13 protein-coding genes and 1 pseudogene are annotated in these 21,518 nt (G+C 34.2%); 11 read left to right on the top strand and 3 right to left on the bottom strand.

The window, feature by feature from the left end:
* Positions 1-164 precede the first annotated feature (164 nt).
* The 5 genes and pseudogenes from H8R22_RS14735 to H8R22_RS14715 all read left to right on the top strand — a co-directional run bounded on the left by H8R22_RS14735 (position 165) and on the right by H8R22_RS14715 (position 10,080).
* The gene (locus tag H8R22_RS14735) at positions 165-5,141 is read left to right on the top strand and encodes a translocation/assembly module TamB domain-containing protein (RefSeq protein WP_187011165.1); all 4,977 of its coding nucleotides are present in this window, start codon (positions 165-167) and stop codon (positions 5,139-5,141) included.
* An 18-nt stretch (positions 5,142-5,159) separates the two neighbouring features.
* Positions 5,160-7,463 carry a translocation and assembly module lipoprotein TamL gene (gene tamL / locus H8R22_RS14730; protein WP_187011164.1) on the top strand — a complete coding sequence of 768 codons (2,304 nt, stop codon included), beginning with the start codon at positions 5,160-5,162 and terminating at the stop codon, positions 7,461-7,463.
* A gap of 161 nt (positions 7,464-7,624) precedes the next feature.
* Positions 7,625-9,052, top strand: coding sequence for an L-serine ammonia-lyase (locus H8R22_RS14725; RefSeq protein ID WP_187011163.1), 1,428 nt, complete (start codon positions 7,625-7,627; stop codon positions 9,050-9,052).
* 515 nt (positions 9,053-9,567) lie between these two features.
* Positions 9,568-9,822, top strand: coding sequence for a type II toxin-antitoxin system Phd/YefM family antitoxin (locus tag H8R22_RS14720; RefSeq protein ID WP_187011162.1), 255 nt, complete (start codon positions 9,568-9,570; stop codon positions 9,820-9,822).
* Positions 9,823-9,877: 55 nt separating this feature from the next.
* A pseudogene (locus tag H8R22_RS14715) lies at positions 9,878-10,080 on the top strand (Txe/YoeB family addiction module toxin).
* A 239-nt stretch (positions 10,081-10,319) separates the two neighbouring features.
* Here the strand turns inward: H8R22_RS14715 and H8R22_RS14710 are convergent.
* A complete protein-coding gene (locus tag H8R22_RS14710; protein WP_187011161.1) occupies positions 10,320-11,396 on the bottom strand; it encodes an ice-binding family protein in 1,077 nt (358 codons plus the stop codon).
* 614 nt (positions 11,397-12,010) lie between these two features.
* Between H8R22_RS14710 and H8R22_RS15720 the strand changes: the two genes are divergently transcribed.
* From H8R22_RS15720 to H8R22_RS14695, 3 genes are all read left to right on the top strand, one after another.
* Positions 12,011-13,768 carry a tyrosine-type recombinase/integrase gene (locus tag H8R22_RS15720; RefSeq protein ID WP_187011160.1) on the top strand — a complete coding sequence of 586 codons (1,758 nt, stop codon included), beginning with the start codon at positions 12,011-12,013 and terminating at the stop codon, positions 13,766-13,768.
* Positions 13,769-13,909: 141 nt separating this feature from the next.
* Positions 13,910-15,805 carry an HsdM family class I SAM-dependent methyltransferase gene (locus H8R22_RS14700; protein ID WP_187011159.1) on the top strand — a complete coding sequence of 632 codons (1,896 nt, stop codon included), beginning with the start codon at positions 13,910-13,912 and terminating at the stop codon, positions 15,803-15,805.
* A 16-nt stretch (positions 15,806-15,821) separates the two neighbouring features.
* Positions 15,822-16,871 carry a restriction endonuclease subunit S gene (locus H8R22_RS14695; RefSeq protein WP_187011158.1) on the top strand — a complete coding sequence of 350 codons (1,050 nt, stop codon included), beginning with the start codon at positions 15,822-15,824 and terminating at the stop codon, positions 16,869-16,871.
* A gap of 134 nt (positions 16,872-17,005) precedes the next feature.
* On the opposite strand, the gene H8R22_RS14690 is transcribed toward H8R22_RS14695, so the two are convergent.
* The gene (locus tag H8R22_RS14690; RefSeq protein WP_187011157.1) at positions 17,006-17,626 is read right to left on the bottom strand and encodes a hypothetical protein; all 621 of its coding nucleotides are present in this window, start codon (positions 17,624-17,626) and stop codon (positions 17,006-17,008) included.
* Positions 17,627-18,037: 411 nt separating this feature from the next.
* Between H8R22_RS14690 and H8R22_RS14685 the strand changes: the two genes are divergently transcribed.
* The 3 genes from H8R22_RS14685 (at position 18,038) to H8R22_RS14675 (ending at position 20,413) form a co-directional block, all read left to right on the top strand.
* On the top strand, positions 18,038-18,328 hold the full coding sequence (locus H8R22_RS14685) for a hypothetical protein (protein WP_187011156.1): 291 nt from the start codon (positions 18,038-18,040) through the stop codon (positions 18,326-18,328).
* Positions 18,329-18,765: 437 nt separating this feature from the next.
* Entirely contained in the window at positions 18,766-19,362 is a 597-nt protein-coding gene (locus tag H8R22_RS14680; RefSeq protein WP_187011155.1) for a hypothetical protein, read from the top strand.
* Positions 19,349-20,413, top strand: a complete 1,065-nt coding sequence (locus H8R22_RS14675) for a DUF262 domain-containing protein (protein ID WP_187011154.1) — start codon at positions 19,349-19,351, stop codon at positions 20,411-20,413. Before H8R22_RS14680 ends, H8R22_RS14675 begins: the two co-directional genes overlap by 14 nt.
* Before the next feature lie 651 nt (positions 20,414-21,064).
* Here the strand turns inward: H8R22_RS14675 and H8R22_RS14670 are convergent.
* On the bottom strand, positions 21,065-21,361 hold the full coding sequence (locus H8R22_RS14670) for a hypothetical protein (protein ID WP_187011153.1): 297 nt from the start codon (positions 21,359-21,361) through the stop codon (positions 21,065-21,067).
* Positions 21,362-21,518 lie beyond the last annotated feature (157 nt).

Below are 21,518 nucleotides of genomic sequence, written 5' to 3'. Positions count from 1 at the left end.
TTTGCACTATTCCCTCTTTTTAATCTAATTAATCGTTAATTTATAAGGTTTAGACTAAATTTTGTAAGCTAAAGTGAATATAAATTTTGATATTTGTATGCAATAAAAATCTTTTACTGTATCATAAGAGTTTTTTATATTTTGTGAATCTTTAAAATTATCATTTGAAAAAATACTTGCAAAAAAGTTTACGAATATTTACATGGCTAATAGCAATCGTTTTTACGATCGTATTTGCAGCACTTATCATCATCCAAGTACCTGCTTTTCAAAACTTTGCTAAAGACAAAATCGTAACTTATCTCAACGAAAAGGTTAAAACTAAAGTCGTTGTTAATAAACTAAAAATTGAGTTCCCTCAAAAAATAGTACTTGAAGGCGTTTATTTTGAAGACCAAAATAAAGACACCTTGTTGGCTGGAAAAAAAATAGCCGTAGACATTAGTCTGTTGCAGTTATTAGACAATAGCGTGATCATAAATACTATCGACTTAGATGGTATAACTGCGAATGTCAGCAGAGACAAAGCGGGAATCTTTAATTTTGACTATCTAATCAAAGCTTTTGAAACTTCTAAAAAAGAACCTCAAGCACCTAGCGATCCGTTAGTAATTAGTTTAGGTAAGATCAACTTAGACACCATTAACATTCGCTATAATGATGCCTTTGGGAAAAGCGATATTGCACTAAAGTTACAACATCTAGACACTCGAATAGATAATTTTGATTTAGACAAAATGGATTTTGCTGTACCTAAAGTTAAGGTACAAGGGTTAAAATTAAAATACAGTCAAGGACTAGTTCAAAATAGTATTCCACCTGCTAAAACAGCTGATTCTTCTCCAAATCTAAAATTAAGTTTGGGAGAGTTAGACCTATCAAAAATTAGTATTGCTTATAAGGATGACCAAAGCCAATTAGATACTGAACTTGATTTCAAAAAACTATTTGCAAAATTTGATAGAACCGATTTGAGCAATCAGGTAATTTTGATTGATAAAATCGAGTTAACAAATGCAGAGGGAAAATTAGCCATTGGTAAAATTAAAAAAGTTGCTGAAGCAAGTACAGTGTCGACTAGAGGAAGAAATGATTGGGATGTAAAAATCAAAAAGTTAAGCCTAAATCGCGTTGGTTTTGCTTTTGACGACAATAACTCGGTAGCGGTTCGAAAAGGAATTGATTATAAGCACCTTGCATTATCTGGTTTAAGCACTCAAATAAACACCATTCACTACAGCAACATTAGTACCTCAGCAATAGTGGAATCTCTTACAGTTAAAGAAAAAAGTGGATTGGCAATTGAATCTTTCAAAGCTGAATTATTTTACGGTCGTAAAAACGCATTCTTCAAAAATTTATATTTAAAAACACCTCAAACTTTAGTACAAAACCAGATCGAAATAGGATACCCATCTATCGAGAGTTTTAGTACTAATTTGGGAGACATAAGTATTAATGCCAACTTGCAAAAAAGCACGATTGGATTCAAAGACATTTTGGTATTTGTTCCTACATTGGCAAATACAAACCCTTTTAAAGACAATCCCAATGCGATCCTTGCTATCGATACGAAAGTAGGTGGAAAACTGAAAAATATTTCCATTCCTAAACTTCAAATTAGTGGAATAGGATCTACTACAGTTGATGCTAGCGGAAAAATTACGGGCTTACCAGATGTTGATAAGGCTAATTTTGACCTAGTGATTAATCAGTTTGAAACGACCGCAAAAGATCTTACTGCTTTTGTCCCAAAAGGAACCGTTCCTAAAACCATTCAGCTTCCTGCTGCTTTCAATTTAAAAGGAAGTTTTAAAGGAAGCATTCAAGATTTTTATACTGATTTGGTTTTGGGTAGTAGTTATGGGGGTGCCAAACTAAAAGGACAATTTAACCAAGCTGTCAAGAATAAAGAAAAATACAACGCTACGGCTGAACTACAAAATTTTGATCTAGGGAAACTAATCAAGAATGCAGCAGTGGGGAAAATAAGTTTAAATACAACTATTACGGGAAGCGGCTTAGATCCAAAATCGGCCAATGCCTCACTCAATGGTACTATCAAACAGCTGTATTACAACAAATATAATTACCAAAATCTTGCTTTAAAAGGAAAAATAAACAACGGCTCATTTGATGCTGCAGCGAACAGCACCGATCCAAACTTGAGTTTTGACCTAGTTGCAAACGGAGGATTTAATGATAAATACCCAAAAGGTAAGATCAAACTAAACCTTGATATTGCAGATTTAGAAAAGTTAAATCTTCATGCAGGGCCACTTAAAATTAGAGGCGATGTCATTGCTGATATAGAGTCTGCTGATGTTGATTACCTCAATGGCTCTTTTAACATTCTAAATTTAACTGTAGCTGATGAAAAAGAAGAATTTGTAACAGATTCCATTAGCCTAATCGCCGTTGCTACCGCTGATAAAAACAGCTTGGTTGTAAAGTCTCCTTTTTTGAGTGCTAATGTGGATGGTAAATACAAGCTTTCAAAAATAGGCGCTGCTATCGCTAACTCTGTTGCTCATTATTACGGATCTGCTACATTGGCCAAACAAAGCAAGACAGAAAACCAGTCTCTAGCTTTCGAATTAAAAGTTACGGATAGTCCACTCCTACTAAAATTAGTTCCAGCGATAAAAAGTTTAGAGCCAATCGCTGTAACAGGACGTTACAACACCATAAATGACTCCATTGTTTTGAATGGTTCTATTCCTAAATTAGTTTATGGAACGAATACAATAACAAATGCTATTCTTAGTATCGACAAACAAGACGATGCCTTGGTATACAATATCATGATCGATGATATTCAAAATGAACAATTTCAGCTTCCATACACTGCATTAAACGGTGCTGTAGAAAAAAACCTTCTAGATTACAACCTCCTTTTAAAAGACATTCAGGACAAAGACCGCTACACAATATCTGGAATGCTTAAGGTAGACGATAACGCGACAGTGATACAGTTAGACCCTAATAAATTGATGCTTAATTATGAGTCTTGGACTATTGATCCTAAAAACAGTATTCGTGTAGGTAAGCAAGGAATAAACGCTTCTAATTTTGAGTTAAGCAATACAGGAAGCAGTATAAAAATACAGTCAGAAAATAATAAAGAGAATGCTCCACTTGCTATTGATTTTAAAGATTTTAAAATTGAAACCATTAGTAGTATGGTCGAGAAAAGCGATCTTCAAATTAATGGGAACATCAATGGTTCTGCTTTGGTAAAAAACCTTAGTCAAAGTCCGATATTCACTGCTGATCTAGATGTTGCTAATTTTGCATTCAAGAAAGATACTTTGGGAGATATCAAAATCCAAATTGATAATGCTTTGGCAAACACTTTGAACGCCGCGGTTGCAATAACAGGACAAGGGAATCAAGTAGACTTAACGGGCGCATATAAGATAGACAGTGGCAACTTAAATTTTGATTTACTCATTGGTAAACTAAATCTAAAAAGCATTCAAGGTTTTACCCTTGGAAATTTAAAAGAAAGCACGGGTCACTTTGATGGTAGTTTTAAAGTAACTGGAAATAGTAGTGAACCAAAATTAAATGGTGATTTACAGTTTAATGAAATTGGTTTTAAGGTAAGCACGCTTAATGCCACCTTTAAATCAATGAATGACAAAATTAGTTTTGTTAATGATGAGATACGTTTAAATCAATTCACGATCAAAGATGAAAAAGACAATGATCTTGTAATTGATGGTAGTATAAGCAGTAAAGACTTAACCAATCCAGGATTTAATTTGACAGTAGTTGCAGATAATTTCCAAGCCTTGAACTCTAAGGAAAAAGACAATGACTTATTTTATGGTGAAATGTACTTAGACAATCGACTATCTATAAAAGGAAATTTAAACAGTCCTATTGTCGAGGGGAATATCAAAGTAAATAAAGACACTAAGTTCACGATTGTTATGCCCCAATCAGACCCTTCCATTGCTGACCGTGAAGGTATAGTTGAGTTTATAGATCAAGATAATCCAACACTTATTACTAAAGTTGCTGTTGATGAAAACTTAAGTCAGACAGAAATCACAGGGATAAATGCCTCTGTAAATATCGAAGTAGATAAAGAAGCCTCTCTAAGTATTGTTATCGATAAAGCGAATGGTGACTTTCTAGAACTAAAAGGGGAAGCCCAATTAAATGGTGGTATTGATCCTTCGGGAAAAACGACACTCACAGGACGTTACGAACTGACAGAAGGCGCTTATGAAATGAATTTCAATTTTATCAAACGTAAATTTGAGATCAAAGATGGTAGCTACATACTCTGGACCGGGGAACCAACAGCTGCAGATATTAATATTACGGCAGTTTATAAAAATGAAGCTGCTCCACTTGATTTAGTTAATGATCAATTAGGAGGTGCTGCAGATGCTGTTCGAAATACTTACAAGCAAAAAATTCCGTTTGAAACCGAGTTGAAAATGAATGGCGATTTGATGAAACCAAGTATAAGTTTTGATATTGTTTTACCTGATGGTAACAATAGTGTCTCTGCCGAAGTCATCAATACAACGCAATCAAAATTAACACAATTACGTCAGCAACCGGATGAGTTAAACAAGCAAGTTTTTGCTTTGTTGTTACTAAACCGCTTTATTGGAGAAAACCCTTTTTCAAGTGAAGCTGGAGGCAGTTCTGTAGCTTCGATAGCGAGAGAAAGCGCCAGTAAAATATTATCACAACAACTTAACAATCTTGCTGGTGATTTAATTAATGGAGTCGAACTTAATTTTGATTTAAATACCTCCCAAGATTTCACAACGGGTCAAGAAGAAAATAAAACCGACTTGAGTGTAGGCGTATCCAAAAGATTATTTAACGATCGCTTAAAGGTAACTGTAGGTAGCAGTTTTGGTCTCGAAGGACCACAACAAACAAATGAAACTACAAACAATATTGCGGGAGATGTTTCCGTTGAATACCAATTATCGCAAGATGGCCGTTATAAATTAAAAGCATACCGTTTAAACAAATACCAAGTTGCCTTACAAGGACAAGTGATAGAAACTGGAGTTGCCTTCATTTTGACGTTGGATTATAATAAATTCAGAGAGTTATTTCAGAGCAGCAAAGACAAGAAAGACGAAGTGAAAACCAAAAAGAAATAAGGCTATTGCACTATAATTATGAAAAATAAAACCCCTATTCCCTATTTTTTACTACTAATTATATTGGTATACGGCTGTGGTGGAACACAAAAATTAGCCGAAGGTGAATTACTTTATACAGGAGCAAAAGTAAAAGTACTTGATGAAGGTAATACTACATCTAAAAGTGAACGTAAGGAAATAAAAGCGGCACTCGAAGACTTAGTACGTCCTAAACCAAACAGTTCCTTTTTAGGATTAAAACCTAAGTTATTCTTCTACAATTTAGCTGGAACTCCAACAAAAGAAAAAGGATTTCGTTATTGGTTAAAGAATAAAGTGGGTGAACCACCCGTTTTGTACAGTAAAGTTGATCTTGAGTACACCACAAAAGTATTAGAAAACTATTCCGAAAATAATGGTTATTTTAATACTAAAGCTACGGCTGACTCTACTAGAAGCGGTAAAAAAGCCTCTGCAACCTATACTGTGACGCCTAGAGAGCAGTATAAAATACAGTCTGTACAATTTCCTCAAGATAGCTCTCTACTAGCTAGCACCATCAGGAAATCAACAAGACGCAGCCTTTTAAAAGAAGGCAATGGCTATAGCCTTAATGCAATTAAGGAAGAAAGAGACCGTATTGATGCGCGACTAAAAGAAAAAGGTTTTTTCTACTTTAATTCCGATTATATAAAAGTACAAGTAGATAGTACCGTTGCGGATCACAAAGTTGATTTAATTGTTAAAATAAAGGAGGAGACTCCTGCCCTAGCTGAGCAGCAATATAAAATAAATAAAGTAATTGTCTACCCAAATTACGCTATTAATTCAGACAAGTTATCTACTACAACAGATAGCATTGTTCAGTACAAAGATTTCACAATAATAGATCCCGAAAACTTATTTAAGCCCCGTGTTTTTGATCGCTCATTGTATTTTAAAAAAGGTGATCTATACAACCGTACCGATCACAATTTATCTCTGAACAGGTTAGTAAATTTAGGGACTTTTAAATTTGTAAAAAACCAATTTAAGGTAGCTGATACAACTGGAAACTTTTTAGATGCTTATTATTATCTAACCCCTTTACCTAAAAAATCGATCAGTCTCGAGTTATTGGCTAAAACCAATTCTGCTAATTATACCGGTACCGAATTAAATATTAATTGGGGAAATCGTAATTTATTAAAAGGTGCGGAGCAACTTACTATTTCTGCTTTTGGAGGAGTAGAAGTACAAGTGTCAGGGCAAAACAATGGTTTTAATGTTTACCGTTTTGGAACGGAAGCCAACTTGATTTGGCCCCGAATTGTTGCTCCTTTCAAATTCCAATCAGCAAGTGGTTTTGTTCCCAAAACTAAAGCGACGCTAGGTTACGAATTTCAAAACCGAACCAAACTCTATGCCTTACAAACCTTAAAAGGTTCGTTTGGTTACCTCTGGAAAGAAAACGAACGCAAGGAACACTTACTTAACTTAACCGAAATCACGTACGTAAGTCCGCAAAATGTTACTGCTTTGTATCAAGAACAAATTGACGCAAATGCTTCCTTAGGAAAAGTAATCGAAAAGCAATTAATTTTTGGTCCTACGTACTCCTACACCTTCACGAACACGATGCAAAAGCGCCTAAAAAATACCTTCTATTTTAAAGGTGGTGTCGATCTATCAGGGAATGTAACGGGATTGCTTACGGGAGCAAATTTAAAATCAGGAAATTCAAAAGAAATATTTGATGTACCCTTCAGCCAATTTATAAAAATCGAAACTGAATTGCGTCACTATTATAAACTAGGCAAGGATTCGCAATTAGCCAGCAGAGTTATTGTGGGCGGAGGGTTTGCCTATGGTAACTCTGACGAGATGCCCTTTATCAAACAATTTTTTAATGGAGGTACTAATAGCATTAGAGCTTTTAGAGCTCGATCTATTGGACCAGGAAGCTTTGATGGTTCAACAACTAACACAGGCGGGTTCCTAGCGGATCAATCTGGAGATTTTAAAATAGAGTTCAATACAGAGTACCGCGCTAAAATATATGGCCTTGTCAAAGGAGCTGTGTTTATCGATGCAGGTAACATATGGTTATTGAAGGAAAACCCAGAGAAGCCTGGTGCTAAATTATCTAAGGATTTCATGAAAGAGTTAGCTGTGGGCGTGGGTGCAGGACTGCGATTCGATTTTTCATTTCTTGTCTTGCGTACTGATCTTGCCTTCCCTATTCGCAAACCGTTTTTAGCAGATGGTAACCGTTGGGTACTCGATAAAGTCAATTTTGGTAGTGGTTCATGGCGTAATGACAACCTTGTATTTAACTTAGCGATAGGCTATCCATTTTAATTTTAGCCCTTTACTATTTAAATCGCAATTGTTTACTTTTTCGAATTAATTGCAGATTACGGAAAATAAAATAATAAAGTCTATCAAATACACGGTTTTAGGCCTTTTTTGTGCCAATTTATTGCTTTATTCAATTATCTTTGAACCAAAATAAATGTACTATGGAAGAATGTATTTCGGTTTTTGACATGCTTAAAATAGGAGTTGGACCATCAAGTTCGCATACCCTTGGGCCTTGGCGTGCGGGAGAACGATTCCTTGCTGAGTTGCTCAAAAAAAACCTGCTTTCGACTATCGATCAAGTAAAAATCGACCTATATGGCTCGCTTTCCTTAACAGGAACAGGCCACGCTACTGATCTAGCCGTAATGCTAGGACTTAGTGGGCAAGATCCAGAGTATATTCCCGTTGAGAATATCGACGGTATCATCAAAACAATCAAAGAAAATAAGCAAATAAAACTTGGGAACGAATTCTTAATTCCGTTTGATCCCGCTAGTGCGATTGTCTTTAATAAAGAATTTCTTCCGTTTCATTCTAACGGAATGACTTTTACTGCTTACTCTAAATCTATTGCAAAATTTACGGCTACCTACTACTCTATTGGTGGTGGTTTCGTGGTAAAAGAAGAGCGCATCAATGCCAAGAAAAAGATTGCTATTAAATGTGCTTTTCCGTATCAAATTGATAAGGCGACAGAGCTGCTTGACTTTTGCCTAAGCGAAAACAAAAAAATATCAGAGATCGTATACGAAAACGAAAAATCCATGCGTACGGAGGATGTGATCCATAGCGAACTAATGCGCATTTGGAATACCATGCTCGAGTGCATGTACATCGGCTGTCATACCTCAGGAATCCTTCCTGGTGGGCTTAATGTACGACGTAGAGCCTTCGATATGCATCAAAACCTGATTGGATTATCAAACTATAGTAGTCCTCAAACTTGGCTCGAAGAAATTCGAACTACCGAGGTAAAATTTCGCCAAATCCTTAAATGGGTTTCTTGTTTTGCCTTAGCGGTAAACGAAGTCAATGCCGCATTAGGACGTGTAGTTACAGCACCCACTAACGGTAGCGCAGGAGTGATTCCGGCAGTTTTAATGTACTATTTAGTCATTGAAAACCATCAAGCAGGCGAAAAAGAAATTAAGCAATTCTTATTAGTAGCCGGAGAAATAGGAAGCATCTTCAAGAAAGGGTCGACTATCTCAGCAGCAATGGGGGGTTGCCAGGCCGAAATTGGCGTTTCTTCATCGATGGCAGCAGCAGCCCTGTGCGAACTTATGGGTGGTACACCAGAACAAGTTTTAATGGCTGCCGAAATCGCCATGGAGCATCACCTAGGACTCACCTGCGATCCTATTGGAGGACTGGTGCAAATTCCTTGTATCGAGCGCAACACTATGGGCGCGATTAAAGCGATCAATGCTGCTGAACTCGCTCTTGAAACCGATCCCAAAAATGCAAAAGTACCATTAGATAAGGTAGTAAACACCATGTGGGAAACAGCCAAAGACATGAACAACAAATACAAAGAAACCTCAGAAGGTGGACTTGCAATCGCTGTTAATATGGCCGATTGTTAAGCGGTCTTTATACCTTCTATTCTCAAAATAAATTTAAATTTCAAGTTTTATTATTTGGGCGTGTCGCTACTTCCATTTCATTGCAGTAGCGTCAGGCTCTCGGCACTCGCTTCCCGGAAAAAACGGGAGAGCTCAGACAAAGCCTCCATCCTTCACGCAAAACCCTTTTGCAGTAGCAAAATAAAATTCGAAAAGGGCAATTATCTTAAGCAACAACAGCTTTTAAAATTAACCTCAAACCTATTTTTTTTTAAAAATAAGCATCAACCTACTTTTACAGCAACAGCGTTTTTGTTTATTTGGGCGTGCCTCTACTTCCATTTCATTGCAGTAGCGTCAGGCTCTTGGTACTCGCTTCCCATAAAAAAACGGGAGAAGGCAAACAAAGTCTAATGAATACATCATAGAAAGTCCAGCAATACAAGCAAGCGAAACTCGTCATTACCTGCAATAATTGGGCTGAGATCGTGAAAAACCAAAATATTGTACATAAATTTGTACAAATTATAGTAATTATGGTAGTCACAACTATTTCAGATTTCAGAAAAGATATTAAATCTTATTTTGATAGAGTGTCAATCAACTTTGAAACTCTACTTATAAATCTCGGAAAAGATTCGGGAATTATTGTTATTTCACTGGAAGAATATAATTCATTATTGGCAACAAATTATGAATTATCGAATAGAACTAACGAAAGTAGATTATATGCTGCAATTGAAAAATTTAGGAGTGGAAAAGCATTTTCTAAAGACTTAATTGAGGACTAAAATGAAATATGTATTTGTGGACGAGTCTTGGGAAGATTATTTATAGTGGCAAAAAATAGACAAAAAAAAAGTAAAAAAAATAAATGAACTCCTCAAAGATATTTCAAGAAATCCTTTTGAAAGAATAGGAAAACCAGAGGCTTTAAAGCACAAATATGCTGGATTTTGGTCAATAAGAATTAATGTTGAACATCGATTAATTTATCGGTTATAGATCATGAAATCCAAATTTTGAAATGTAGACATCATTACGATTAATTGTACTACAAGCAACAGCGGTTTGTGGCTATTTAAGATTTAGTGTAGTTCTCGTTTTATATCGTCTTTTCGTCTATCCGAAAAAACTTATCTTCGAAGTCCGCAACAGACAAGTAGTAGAACATTATCAGTTGGTTCACTATATCCCAAAAAAAAATGAGCCCAATCTAAATCGGACTCATTAGTTTATATCAAATTACGCTATAAGATTCAGTATCAAATTTTACTGCAATTTGTATTTATTGTGGTTGCACCACTTTATTTCCGTCAAGGATTACAGCAGTTTGCGCAAGCGCTCTACCATTAAACGAAGCTCCCGTTTGAAAAGTAATGCCCGTCATTGATAAAATAACACCTTCAAAATGCGAAGTAGTTCCAAAAGTAGCTTTACCAGCCACCTGCCAGAAAATATTAGACGCTTTCGCTCCGCCTTGTAAAGTTACTCTTGTAGCAGCACTCATCGTCAAATCACCCGATATTTGAAAAATCCATACATCATCTGGCGATCCTGAAATAGTAATATTAGAAGGTATCGTAACTGTCGTTCCCCATTTATATAAACCAGGCGTTAGTGTTTGCCCCCCAATGTTTCCGGCTCCTAGGTTCAAAAAGTTAGGCGATGGACGCCCTGCTGCATCAGTGTAGGCTGTAAGCATGCTTTGCACCGCTGTTGTAAGGTTTACAGACGTTGGCGTAACCATGTCTGCTGCATACACCTTTCCAGTCACCTGTGATGCCGTAGCATAACCCGTAAAATCAGTCAAGGACAATCCTGTAATATAAGAAGTTGCTGCTGGACTTAACCCTAAATTACCTGTAATTGCAGAAGTAGGTACATTGTTAATCGCTGTTTTAGCAAGAATCACATAGTTCCCAGCGGCACCAAGACTCACCGCTGCTAAGCCTGCTGTTGCGTTTGCGGTCGTTGTAAATTCCCATTGTTTATTTGCGGCAAGCGCTACATTGTCGGCACTTCTTGCTCCCGTGGTTATAGTGGCTGTGTATAACGTGTTTGCTGCCAGCACTGCTGCGGGAGTAAAGGTAGCTGTCGTTCCTGAATAGGATACTGCTCCTGAAACGGCTATACCTGCTTGTTTAAGTGTAAAAGTTGAAGTATTGATGGATGAGGCATCCATCTCTTTACTAAAATTTACTGTAATAACTTTGTTTCTTGCCACAGTTGTCGCGCTAACACTGGGGCTAGTTGTAGCTACTGATGGTGGTGCAGCTGCTTCTGTAGTGTTGTCACTAGAACAGCTCGTAAAAAAAATAACCATTGCAATTGCAGGGGCTACTAATAGGTTTTTAATTTTCATTTATGTTTGTTTTTGTGATGTTTAATTATTATCACATTACAAATTTAGGTTTGCTTTATCCCTTATCTCTTATGCTGCAAGTTTATTAAGTTATGTAATTCACACCTTGTGACTACTAATCCGTAAAATCGTCTGGAAACCAAAGACATTTACTCATGATTCCTGATTTTGTTTATTTGAGCGTGTCGGTACTTCCATTTCATTGCAGTAGCGTCAGGCTCTCGGCGCTCGCTTCCCGTAAAAAACGGGAGAGCTCAGACAAAGCCTCCATCCTTCACGCAAAACCCTTTTGCAGTAGCGTAAAATGGTTTCGAATCACAAAAAATCTCAATCTACCCTCCTTTTTGCTGCATTAAGTGAAATTGCTTCTATCTTCTTGTAAAAAATTACTTTTACTATTCAGGATTAGTAATAGCTGATTCTGTGCTTCGGCGAAAAATTATAAAATAGTTTTTTGGCAGTTGCATCCTGCGTTGCTGTTACGAACAAAAATGCTGTTCCTAAACCAATGCACTTTTGCAATAGCAAACCATTTCCTGCTCATCAAAAAAAAGCGATATACTTTCTGTTTTTTTGTAAATAAATTAGTATTTTAGTGGCTCTATATTTCTATTATGCAGATCATTGTAAAAAAGATATGGCATCGCGATGCAGACCGAATCGGACTTTTTTTTAAGTACGACACAGCTCGTATTACTACCGCAAGAAAACTAGGTGGTAAATACAGTCAATCGCTGCGTTGCTGGTATTTTGATTATAGTAAAGCAAGTTATAAGATCATTAGTGAAAACTTTACTGATTTAGTGATTGAAAACCCCAAAACGAATTCGACGCAACAGCTGGCCGGCTCTATTATAAGCCGTGACCTTCCAGCCATAGCTTTAAGCGATTTTCAGTTAGATGTTGCTCCCGTGCTGCATAACCCTGAACATATAACGACAAATAAGCCGTTAGTTTCTCCCTTGCGTCTAGAATTGTTACCTAACTTAGGTAAATATTGGGTTTTTAAGATGCCGTACCATCAGTCTATATGCAAACAATTACTCGCTACAAAAGGAGTGTATTGGAATGCAAATTACAAGGTATATATGGTTTTGCGTCAAGCAGAGGTTCAGGCAAAAGTTGAAAATATCATAGCTGTACCTTCTTTTTTTCCGGAAAATGATTTTTACAAAAGCGAATCGAGTTTTCAAGGTGAGACTATCGTGGTCAAAGTACACCCTGAGGACTCAAAATGGATTGAGGTTTACATGCCTGCGTACCTTGTTTTACGGGAAAAAATAAAACGATTTTCGATGGTACGATTTAGCACCATCAAGAACTGCTACTTACTTCCGGCAACCCCTAGTGTTTATGAAGCGATACTTATGCAATTTGAACCGAATAATGTTCTGGTGAGTAACCAACTGCCCAAGGGATATTTGCTCAAACAAAATTTACCCAACCGCAAACAATTGGATTTGCGCAAAACTAAGGAACAACTTTTTAATCAAGTGCCAGAGGCAGCGCACGAATATGTTTCGTTACTTATAGACACTATCTTAGCGCTTAATTACAGTAGCTCAACGATGCGCACGTATACGAGTTCGTTTTTAAAATTTTTACGTGATCATCAGTTCCGAGATCCGCACACGATTACTCAAAAAGAAATTATAAAATACCTTGCTTCCCTTATGGAACGTGGACTTTCGGCAGCATCAGGACATAGTATGGTGAATGCTTTACTATTTTATTATCAGCAAATAGAACATCAAAAAGGCTTTGAACTTAAACTCCCGCGACCAAAATTCGAGAAGAAGCTTCCGGTAGTACTAACCATGGAAGAGTGTTTGGAGATTTTTAGGGCGGTCGATAATCCTAAACATAAGTTGCTGTTACTGATAGGTTATGGTGCAGGCCTTCGAGTGAGTGAGATTGTTACCTTAGAATGGAGAGATATTTTATTCTCAGAACACAAAATACATATTAAAAATGCAAAGGGCAAAAAAGACCGAATGGTTATGTTGCCCTACTCGATCGTTAACTCGTTAGAGATATACAAGAAGCTGTACCAACCCAACAAATACGTTTTTGAAGGGCAATTTGCTGGCGAGCCCTACAGCACAGGAAGTGCGAGATCTGTAATGAGACAAGCCTTAAAAAAATCAGGTCTAGAAAAGAAAGCCACGGTTCACACGTTGCGTCACAGCTTTGCAACACACTTACTGGAGAGTGGCACTGATATAAGATATATTCAGAAGTTTTTAGGACATGCTAGTATCAAAACCACTACGATCTATACTCATGTATCTAAAATAGCTTCAGACAAAATCGCCAGCCCGTTAGATCGCTTAGTTGATGAAAATAATAAGAAAAAACTTAGCGGACGATAAAAAACATCAAAAAAGATGTATATATTTGACGTTATATACAAGTTAGGCGTCATTGTAGCAGAACCGCAAAACCGACTGACAAATCGACAAATAATAGAAATAAAAATCCTAAATTTGCGAAACTAACAAATTTACAAAATAATGGCGAAGAAAGAAATATTGACAGATTTGTGGGTTTATGAATTGCTTAAAGAAGCGAATATTGACTTACATCCACAAGGAAGCAACATTAAAGACATTGACAACGCTTTAAAATCCGCATCAAAAGCTGGAACTGGAAAAGTTGGTTTTCCTGAATACAGCGGAATTGTTAAAGACTTCGTTTTAGTTATTGAAAATAAAGCAGATGTTTCACTTCACATAAAGAGAAACGATAAAGATGTAATTTGTAGCGAAACTACAAGTATAAAAAATTATGCGGTAAATGGTGCATTATTTTATGGTAAACATTTAGCGAAAAACACAAACTATAAAAAATTTATTGTTTTTGGAGTTTCTGGAAACGAAAAAAGACATAAAATAACACCAATTTTTATTGACGAAAGAGGCGGTTATAAAGAACTTGACGATGTTGAAACTTTTACACTTTTCAACGAAAAAAACATTGACGAGTACTACACTAAAAATATTTTAAAAGAACAAACACCTGAAGAGAAAACAACAGAGGAAATCTTAAAAGACGCTAAAAATCTTCACGAAGATTTAAGAAATTACGGTAGTATTCAAGATAAAGACAAACCGTTAATTGTTTCTGGTATTTTGTTGGCTTTGCGTGAAATGGAACATAAAGGTTTTAGTATTGAAAGTTTAATTGGAGACGAAACCAATACCGATGGCGAAAAAATTTATGAAGCTATTGAAAAGAATTTAAAAAGGTCAAATGTTGCACCTCAAGTAAAAAAAGAAAAATTATTAAGTCAGTTTTTAGTAATCAAAGACACAAAGGCAATTAATGAAATAAGCGAAGGATTAAAAAAAACACCTTTAAAACACTTCACAGAGTTTCTTTATGAGAATATTTACAAAAACATAAAATACCTTCAATCTGCTGAAGATTATTTAGGTAGGTTTTATGGAGAGTTTATGTCCTATTCTGGTGGTGACGGACAATCATTAGGAATTGTTTTAACTCCAAAACACATAACAGAATTATTTTGTGATTTAGTAGATTTAAAACCATCCGATTCTGTTTTAGACCCTTGTTGCGGAACTGCTGGATTTTTAATTGCAGCAATGCACGATATGTTGCAAAAAACTGATAATCCCGAGACACAAAGAAATATTAGAAAAAACCAACTTCACGGCTTAGAATTACAACCTTATATGTTTACCATTGCAACAACAAATATGATATTGCGTGGCGATGGTAAAAGTAATTTGGAGCAAGAAGATTTTTTAAAATACAATCCATCTCAATTACAAGAAAAAAGTTGTACCGTTGGGATGATGAATCCACCCTACTCTATGGGTAGCAAAACTAGTCCGAGTTTATACGAGTTAAACTTTACTGAACATCTATTAAATTCTGTTGTTCAAGACGGTAAAGTTGTAGTTATTGTTCCGCAATCTACTATGGTAGGCAAAACAAAGGAAGAACAAGCCACAAAAGAAAATATTTTAAAACATCATACTTTGGAAGGAGTTGTAACTCTTAACAAAAATTCATTTTATGGTGTGGGTACAAATCCTTGTATTGCAATTTTTACAGCAGGTGTACCTCATTACAAAGAAAAAAATGTAAAGTTTATTAATTTTGAGAATGATGGTTTTGAAGTACAAAAACATAGAGGTTTGGTAGAAACCATTCAAGCAAAAGATAAAAAGCAACATCTTTTAGATGTATGGTTTGACCGCATTGATGCTGAAACAAAATTTTGTGTAAAAACAACCATTGAACCTGATGATGAATGGTTACATTCTTTTTATTATTTTAATGATGAAATTCCTGATGATAAAGATTTTGAAAAAACTATAGCAGACTATTTAACTTTCGAGTTTAATATGATATTGACAGGAAAAGAACATTTATTTGACTAAAAATAAAACACAGAATATGAAACTAAGTGACGTTGAATGGAATGTTTTTTATCTCAAGGATATTTTTACTGAAATCCAAAGAGGGAAAAGAATTAAAAAAAGTGACCACATAGAAGGTAATCAACCTTATATCTCTTCCTCTGCAACTACAAATGGTGTTGACGGTTTCATAGGAAATGTAGAAAAAGTACGTGTTTTTGAAAACTGTTTGACTATTGCAAATAGTGGTAGTGTTGGAGCAACCTTTTATCAACCATTTTCATTTATTGCGAGTGACCACGTAACAAAACTTGAAAATAAAAAATTTTCCAAGAACGTTTATTTGTTTACATCAACCATTGCAAAGAGATTAAGTGAAAAGTATGGGTTTAATAGGGAAATTAATGATAAGAGGATACAAAGAGAAAAAATTCTTTTACCGATAGACTCAAAGAATTTACCAAATTTTGATTTTATGAACAAATATGTTCAATATATTGAAACTTGTAAAAACAATAATCTAAAACTCTATTTAGAAAAAAGACTTCAACAAGTTAAAAATTTCAAACCTGTTGAACAACTTAATGAAAAAGAATGGGGAGAATTTTTTATTGAAGATATTTTTAAAATCAAAGCTGGTAAAAGATTAACAAAAGCAGATATGATAAAAGGCGAAACGCCTTTTATTGGTGCTTCTGATTCAAATAATGGTATTACAAATTTTGTTTCTAATACAAATTCTTCATTAGATTCAAATGTTTTAGGCGTAAACTACAACGGTAGCGTTGTTGAAAATTTTTATCATCCTTATAAAGCAATTTTTTCAGACGATGTTAAAAGATTAAGTCTAAAAGAAATTGAAGGAAACGAGTTTTTGTATTTGTTTATAAAGACAATGATTTTGAAACAAAAAACAAAATTTCAATATGCTTATAAGTTTAACGAAGGTAGAATGTTACGTCAAAAAATACTTTTTCCAATTGACAAGAAAGGGAAAATTGATTATGACTATATGGAAAATTATATAAAGAAAATTGAATACGAAAAACTGAGAAAATACATCGAAAGAAAAACAACGAACGCCTAACAGCAGTTTGGCAATATGGCGGGTTTTGGGCTTAATTTGAAGTTGGTTTTGTACTTGCAAAGTCAGTGCTTAACCGAAAGTTTAGGCTTCCTTAATCCGCCACATCGCCAAGCTGCAAAACGTTAACATAAATACTACACAGCTTTGTAGTCAAGAAGTATTTTAGTTATTTCACGTTTTACAATTTGATGCTTATCATTTACTTGGAACGATTTTGGTTCGGTATAAAGTCCTTCTGTTATAAACGGAACTCCAAGAACTTTTGAACTATCTTTTTCAAAACCTAATTCTTCAACAATCCAAATAGAACCTTTAGAACAAGCAACAGTATGAAATTCGTCAGAAGTCATTTGTAAAGTTGCTCCAATCGGTAACGAATAATCTTTGATGATTACATTAGTTTCCTTTAAGTACTTTAGACCATCACCACCATTCAAAGGGCTTTTGTAATCAAACTCAGATAATTCAACTGTGTGACAATCTATAATTTCACTTCTATAAGCGACTACGTGTTTTACATTTCCTTTAATTGTAGTTAGTCTTATTGGGTATCTATGCGTATGTAGTTGCACTTGATAAGGCTTCAGTTTTTCGTCAGCAATAAAAACTCTTGTTAATTTTCCAAATTCAGTTCCGTCAATAACTAGAGAAAATAAACCCTTATGATGAACATCATTCATTGATAATTTTAAACTTTCTTGATTTGTGTTTTTTAGCAAATTAAATATTCTATTAATAAAATCTTCTTTTTTCACGATAATTTAGTTTTATAACAAGTACTTATGTTAACAGCCAGTATATTTCAGCTTTTACATTAGTACTTTAGGTTGTTAATTTTTTATTTTTTGTTGTGATAGTCTTAAATTTATACAATCGGTTTACTTGCAAGCCGAAATTATACTGGCGAACCGTTGTCATACAGTTTAGTACGAAACACAAAACCCTACCGTGTGAAGATAGGGTTTTGAAAGAAAAAGGGAGGAACCCAATGTTTGTGCTTAGTAAGTAATGTTTGTTTGTTTAAGCTTGGGTAACAAGGGTTGTTGCAAAAGAGCTTAAACGTAATTGGAGGTTCTAATTACCACCGAAAACAGAATTACATTATCAAGTATAATCATCCTCCCTTAATTTAAAAGATAGAAACCGAAATACAAAACCAAATAATTATGATTGATTTATCAACATTAAATTCTTTATTACGCAGAATTGACAATATTACTCACATTAATAAAACTGATAAAGCGTATTATGATGCTACCGAATTAGCAATGGAGCTTTCTGAAATATTACCTGATAATAGAAACATCAAACGAGACATTAAAATATTAAAAAAGTATAATTTAAGAGGTATCGAAAGAAATAAAAAATCAGTAATAGATGAATTTAAAGAAAATTCGATGCACGATATTATAGGAATCATTTCAGATTTTGAAAATAATCCCCCCAACGTCCTTTAAGTAAAATAAATTCTATTTCTGACTCTGTATTACATTCGTATCTGTTGGCTATAACCATTATGCTTTTAGTTTTAGGCTCGTTTATGTGACATATTAAACTAAATATATTTTCAAAATTTTGAATTTTAAGATAGTTTTTCCCAGTTAAAGGATGATGATATTCTAAAAGACCATCATCATTGTTTTTTAAAATAAACTTATATTTATCTACTAAAATATTTTGGAATAAAAACATATTATTTAAGTTTGAATCAGCAGAATGGAAAGTATAACCGCCCAAAAAACCGATATGACAACAGCTATTTTGAGCTAGTGGGGTTTTAGTGGAATTGCCGTTTCGCAACGAAACTCTATATAACAGAAAGTATATCTCTCCGTTTTCCCCACCATCTCAAAGTAGCGTAAACGTTAGGCACAATGTTACCCAGAACATAAATATGACAGTAGACGATATAACAACATTTATAAAAGGTAATTCCGAAAAAGATATTTATGATAAATATCTTCTCGGTCAAGATGTATGGTATTTTCAAAATCACATTGTTGATGAAGATCCACTACTCTATTATGATAAATTCAAAAAATTTATTTCTTCAAAATTGAATATACATTTTCATAACATTTCGATTATTGGAAGTGCGAAAACAAAATTTAGTTTTTCTCCAAGTAAACAATTTAAAGAATTTAATGAAGATTCAGATTTTGATATAGTGTTAGTGTCAAATGAGCTTTATACTTATTTTTGGTCAGCATTTTATGAAATTTCACAAAATCAAAAAATAAACAATTATTCAAATATGACATCTAATATCTTTAGGAAATTTATTAGTGTAAAAGATGATGACCCACATTTTGAAAATGAAGATTTAAAAAACTGGCAAAGAAAATTATCCGAATTTAAAACTCAGTTACAATTAGAATATAAAATTTACTGCGATATAAATTATAGGATTTATGCTAATTGGGAGTCAGTAGAATCGTATCATATTAATGGAATAAAAAAATTAAAACAAAATCTAGATGAAGCTAATTGAACAAATTGACATACAACCACAAAGTACAAAATGGTTATTCGACCTTCATTCCAAAGGTTTAATTGCGGTAGACAATACATTTCAAAGAAATTATGTTTGGCTTGAAAAAAACCAAATAAAATTAATAGAAACTATTTTAATTGGCTCACCTATACCTGAAATTTATTTATGGAATACCGGTACAAATTCAGAAACTGGAGACACAAAATATTCAATTGTAGATGGACAGCAAAGAACAGGTGCTGTTTTTCAATTTATTCAAAACAACTACAAACTAAAAGAAGGTTCCTTAGATTCGGAAATTGATATATTTCCTGAAATTAAAAATTGTTTCTTTTCAGACCTTAAAGACAACCATAAACAAGCAATTTGGTCATATATTTTCTCTATTAGAATTGTTAGAACGCAGGTAGAAAGAGAAAAAATCGTTCAAATGTTTTTACGTTTAAATAGTGGTAATATAACTTTGAATCCCCAAGAATTGAGAAATGCAGAGTTTGAAGGAGAATTTATGCTACTCGCTTCTGAATTATCAGAACTTACTTTTTGGGAGGATAATAATTTATTCGGATTAGCAGACAGAAGAAGAATGAGAGATATTACGTTTATAAGTAATCTTCTAACATTTATGAAACTTGGTATTGACGAGGAAATTACGTCAAAAAACATCAATAGAGTTTACGAATTATTTAACGAAGAATATCCAAATAAAGAAAAAGATAAAGAATTATTTATAAAAATCACAAGTGAGATAAATAAAATAATTGATGGTAATGCTTTTAGAAAATCATTTTTAAATGGTAAAGTACATCTTTACTCATTATTTACATTCATTTACAGTGTAATTATTTCAAACAAGGGATTATCTGATTTTCAAATTGAAAAATACAGAAGTTTCATTGATAACTATGATTCAGAATTATTTTTAAGTGAGCATTTTGAAAAACATATGCCAATTATAAACGAATATAAATCAAAATCTAAAGAAGGAACTAATCAAAAATCAAATAGAATTTTACGATTTGAAGCAATAACAAGAATATTGAACTAAGAAAACACTGTGCCTAACCGCTGTTTTGAAATAGCTGGAATTTTGTGGAATTGTCGTTTCGCTTCACATTTTCGTTAAGCCGAAAATTGAGCGGTTACGAACTTCCAGCCATCTCAAAGCAGCATAACGTTGCTGTAAATAATGGCGTAGCAGTAGAGAATTAGGTGGAAGACAAAAATTTTTCTTCGATCAACAGAATTGAATTTGTAGCAGAATTTTTATTGACGAAATCGTTAAGCGAAAAATGCTCTGCTCCTATCAACAGAATTTAAATTGACAAAATCGGTAAACGGAAAATGATTTCCTTCGATCAACAGAATTGAATTTGTAGTGGAATTGTTTTTCACGAAATTGTTAAGCAGAAAATGATTTTCTTCGATCAAAATAATTAAATTCGTGGTAGAATTTTTAATGACGAAATCGGTTAGTGAAAAATTTTCGGCTTCGATCAACAGAATTGACTTTGTAGCCAAATATTGTGCAGAAAATAGAATGACGAAAATAACTAAAAAATTACATACAGCAACAACTGTTTTGAGCTAGCTGGAGTTTAGTGGAATTATCGTTTCGCATCAAGTTTTCGTTTAGCCGAAAAATTAGCGGTTACGATCTTCCAGCCATCTCAAAGCAGCAAACCGTTAACAGTAATACCTAGGTACGTGTGTGCATTTCACATGCTCCATGTATTGACTTAGAAAATATTATTTGATTTTCATTTGAACCATCGCTTAGAAATCTAAAAACTTCACATCCGTACCCAAATGTTTCGGATATACTCCCTTTTGCATAACTTGGATTTATAGGATGTTTATTAATTTTAACTTGAAACTTACAATTACAACAACACTCTCCTTGATAACCTTTATCGCAAGTACTACTGTTAACATCGGTTTTGAACTCATTGCCTAACTCGGCTGGATTTAATGATTTTTTATTTTCTGTATTCATTTGTCTTAAATTTAAAAATTAGTACTTGTTTGTCTCGGCAACAAGTCAAAGCCTTTCTACGTTAGTGGCAAGCTTACCTCTGACAAATCCTGAAATAGGTTGACTAAAAATTAAACACTTTTAGTAAACTATGAAACCCACAAAAAAAGAACAGTGT

Source organism: Flavobacterium kayseriense, assembly GCF_014305095.1.
Lineage (GTDB): Bacteria > Bacteroidota > Bacteroidia > Flavobacteriales > Flavobacteriaceae > Flavobacterium > Flavobacterium kayseriense.
Note: the sequence above shows the minus strand (reverse complement) of the source record. Positions and strands in the feature narration are given on the sequence as shown.

What these genes read in the sequence shown, in the direction of transcription:
- H8R22_RS14725 (WP_187011163.1), top strand. Translation starts at nt 7,625, where the DNA reads ATGGAAGAATGTATTTCGGTTTTTGACATGCTTAAAATAGGAGTTGGA.
- H8R22_RS14685 (WP_187011156.1), top strand. Translation starts at nt 18,038, where the DNA reads ATGATTGATTTATCAACATTAAATTCTTTATTACGCAGAATTGACAAT.
- tamL (WP_187011164.1), top strand. Translation starts at nt 5,160, where the DNA reads ATGAAAAATAAAACCCCTATTCCCTATTTTTTACTACTAATTATATTG.
- H8R22_RS14675 (WP_187011154.1), top strand. Translation starts at nt 19,349, where the DNA reads ATGAAGCTAATTGAACAAATTGACATACAACCACAAAGTACAAAATGG.
- H8R22_RS14680 (WP_187011155.1), top strand. Translation starts at nt 18,766, where the DNA reads ATGACAGTAGACGATATAACAACATTTATAAAAGGTAATTCCGAAAAA.
- H8R22_RS14700 (WP_187011159.1), top strand. Translation starts at nt 13,910, where the DNA reads ATGGCGAAGAAAGAAATATTGACAGATTTGTGGGTTTATGAATTGCTT.
- H8R22_RS14670 (WP_187011153.1), bottom strand. Translation starts at nt 21,361, where the DNA reads ATGAATACAGAAAATAAAAAATCATTAAATCCAGCCGAGTTAGGCAAT.
- H8R22_RS14710 (WP_187011161.1), bottom strand. Translation starts at nt 11,396, where the DNA reads ATGAAAATTAAAAACCTATTAGTAGCCCCTGCAATTGCAATGGTTATT.
- H8R22_RS14720 (WP_187011162.1), top strand. Translation starts at nt 9,568, where the DNA reads ATGGTAGTCACAACTATTTCAGATTTCAGAAAAGATATTAAATCTTAT.
- H8R22_RS15720 (WP_187011160.1), top strand. Translation starts at nt 12,011, where the DNA reads ATGCAGATCATTGTAAAAAAGATATGGCATCGCGATGCAGACCGAATC.
- H8R22_RS14695 (WP_187011158.1), top strand. Translation starts at nt 15,822, where the DNA reads ATGAAACTAAGTGACGTTGAATGGAATGTTTTTTATCTCAAGGATATT.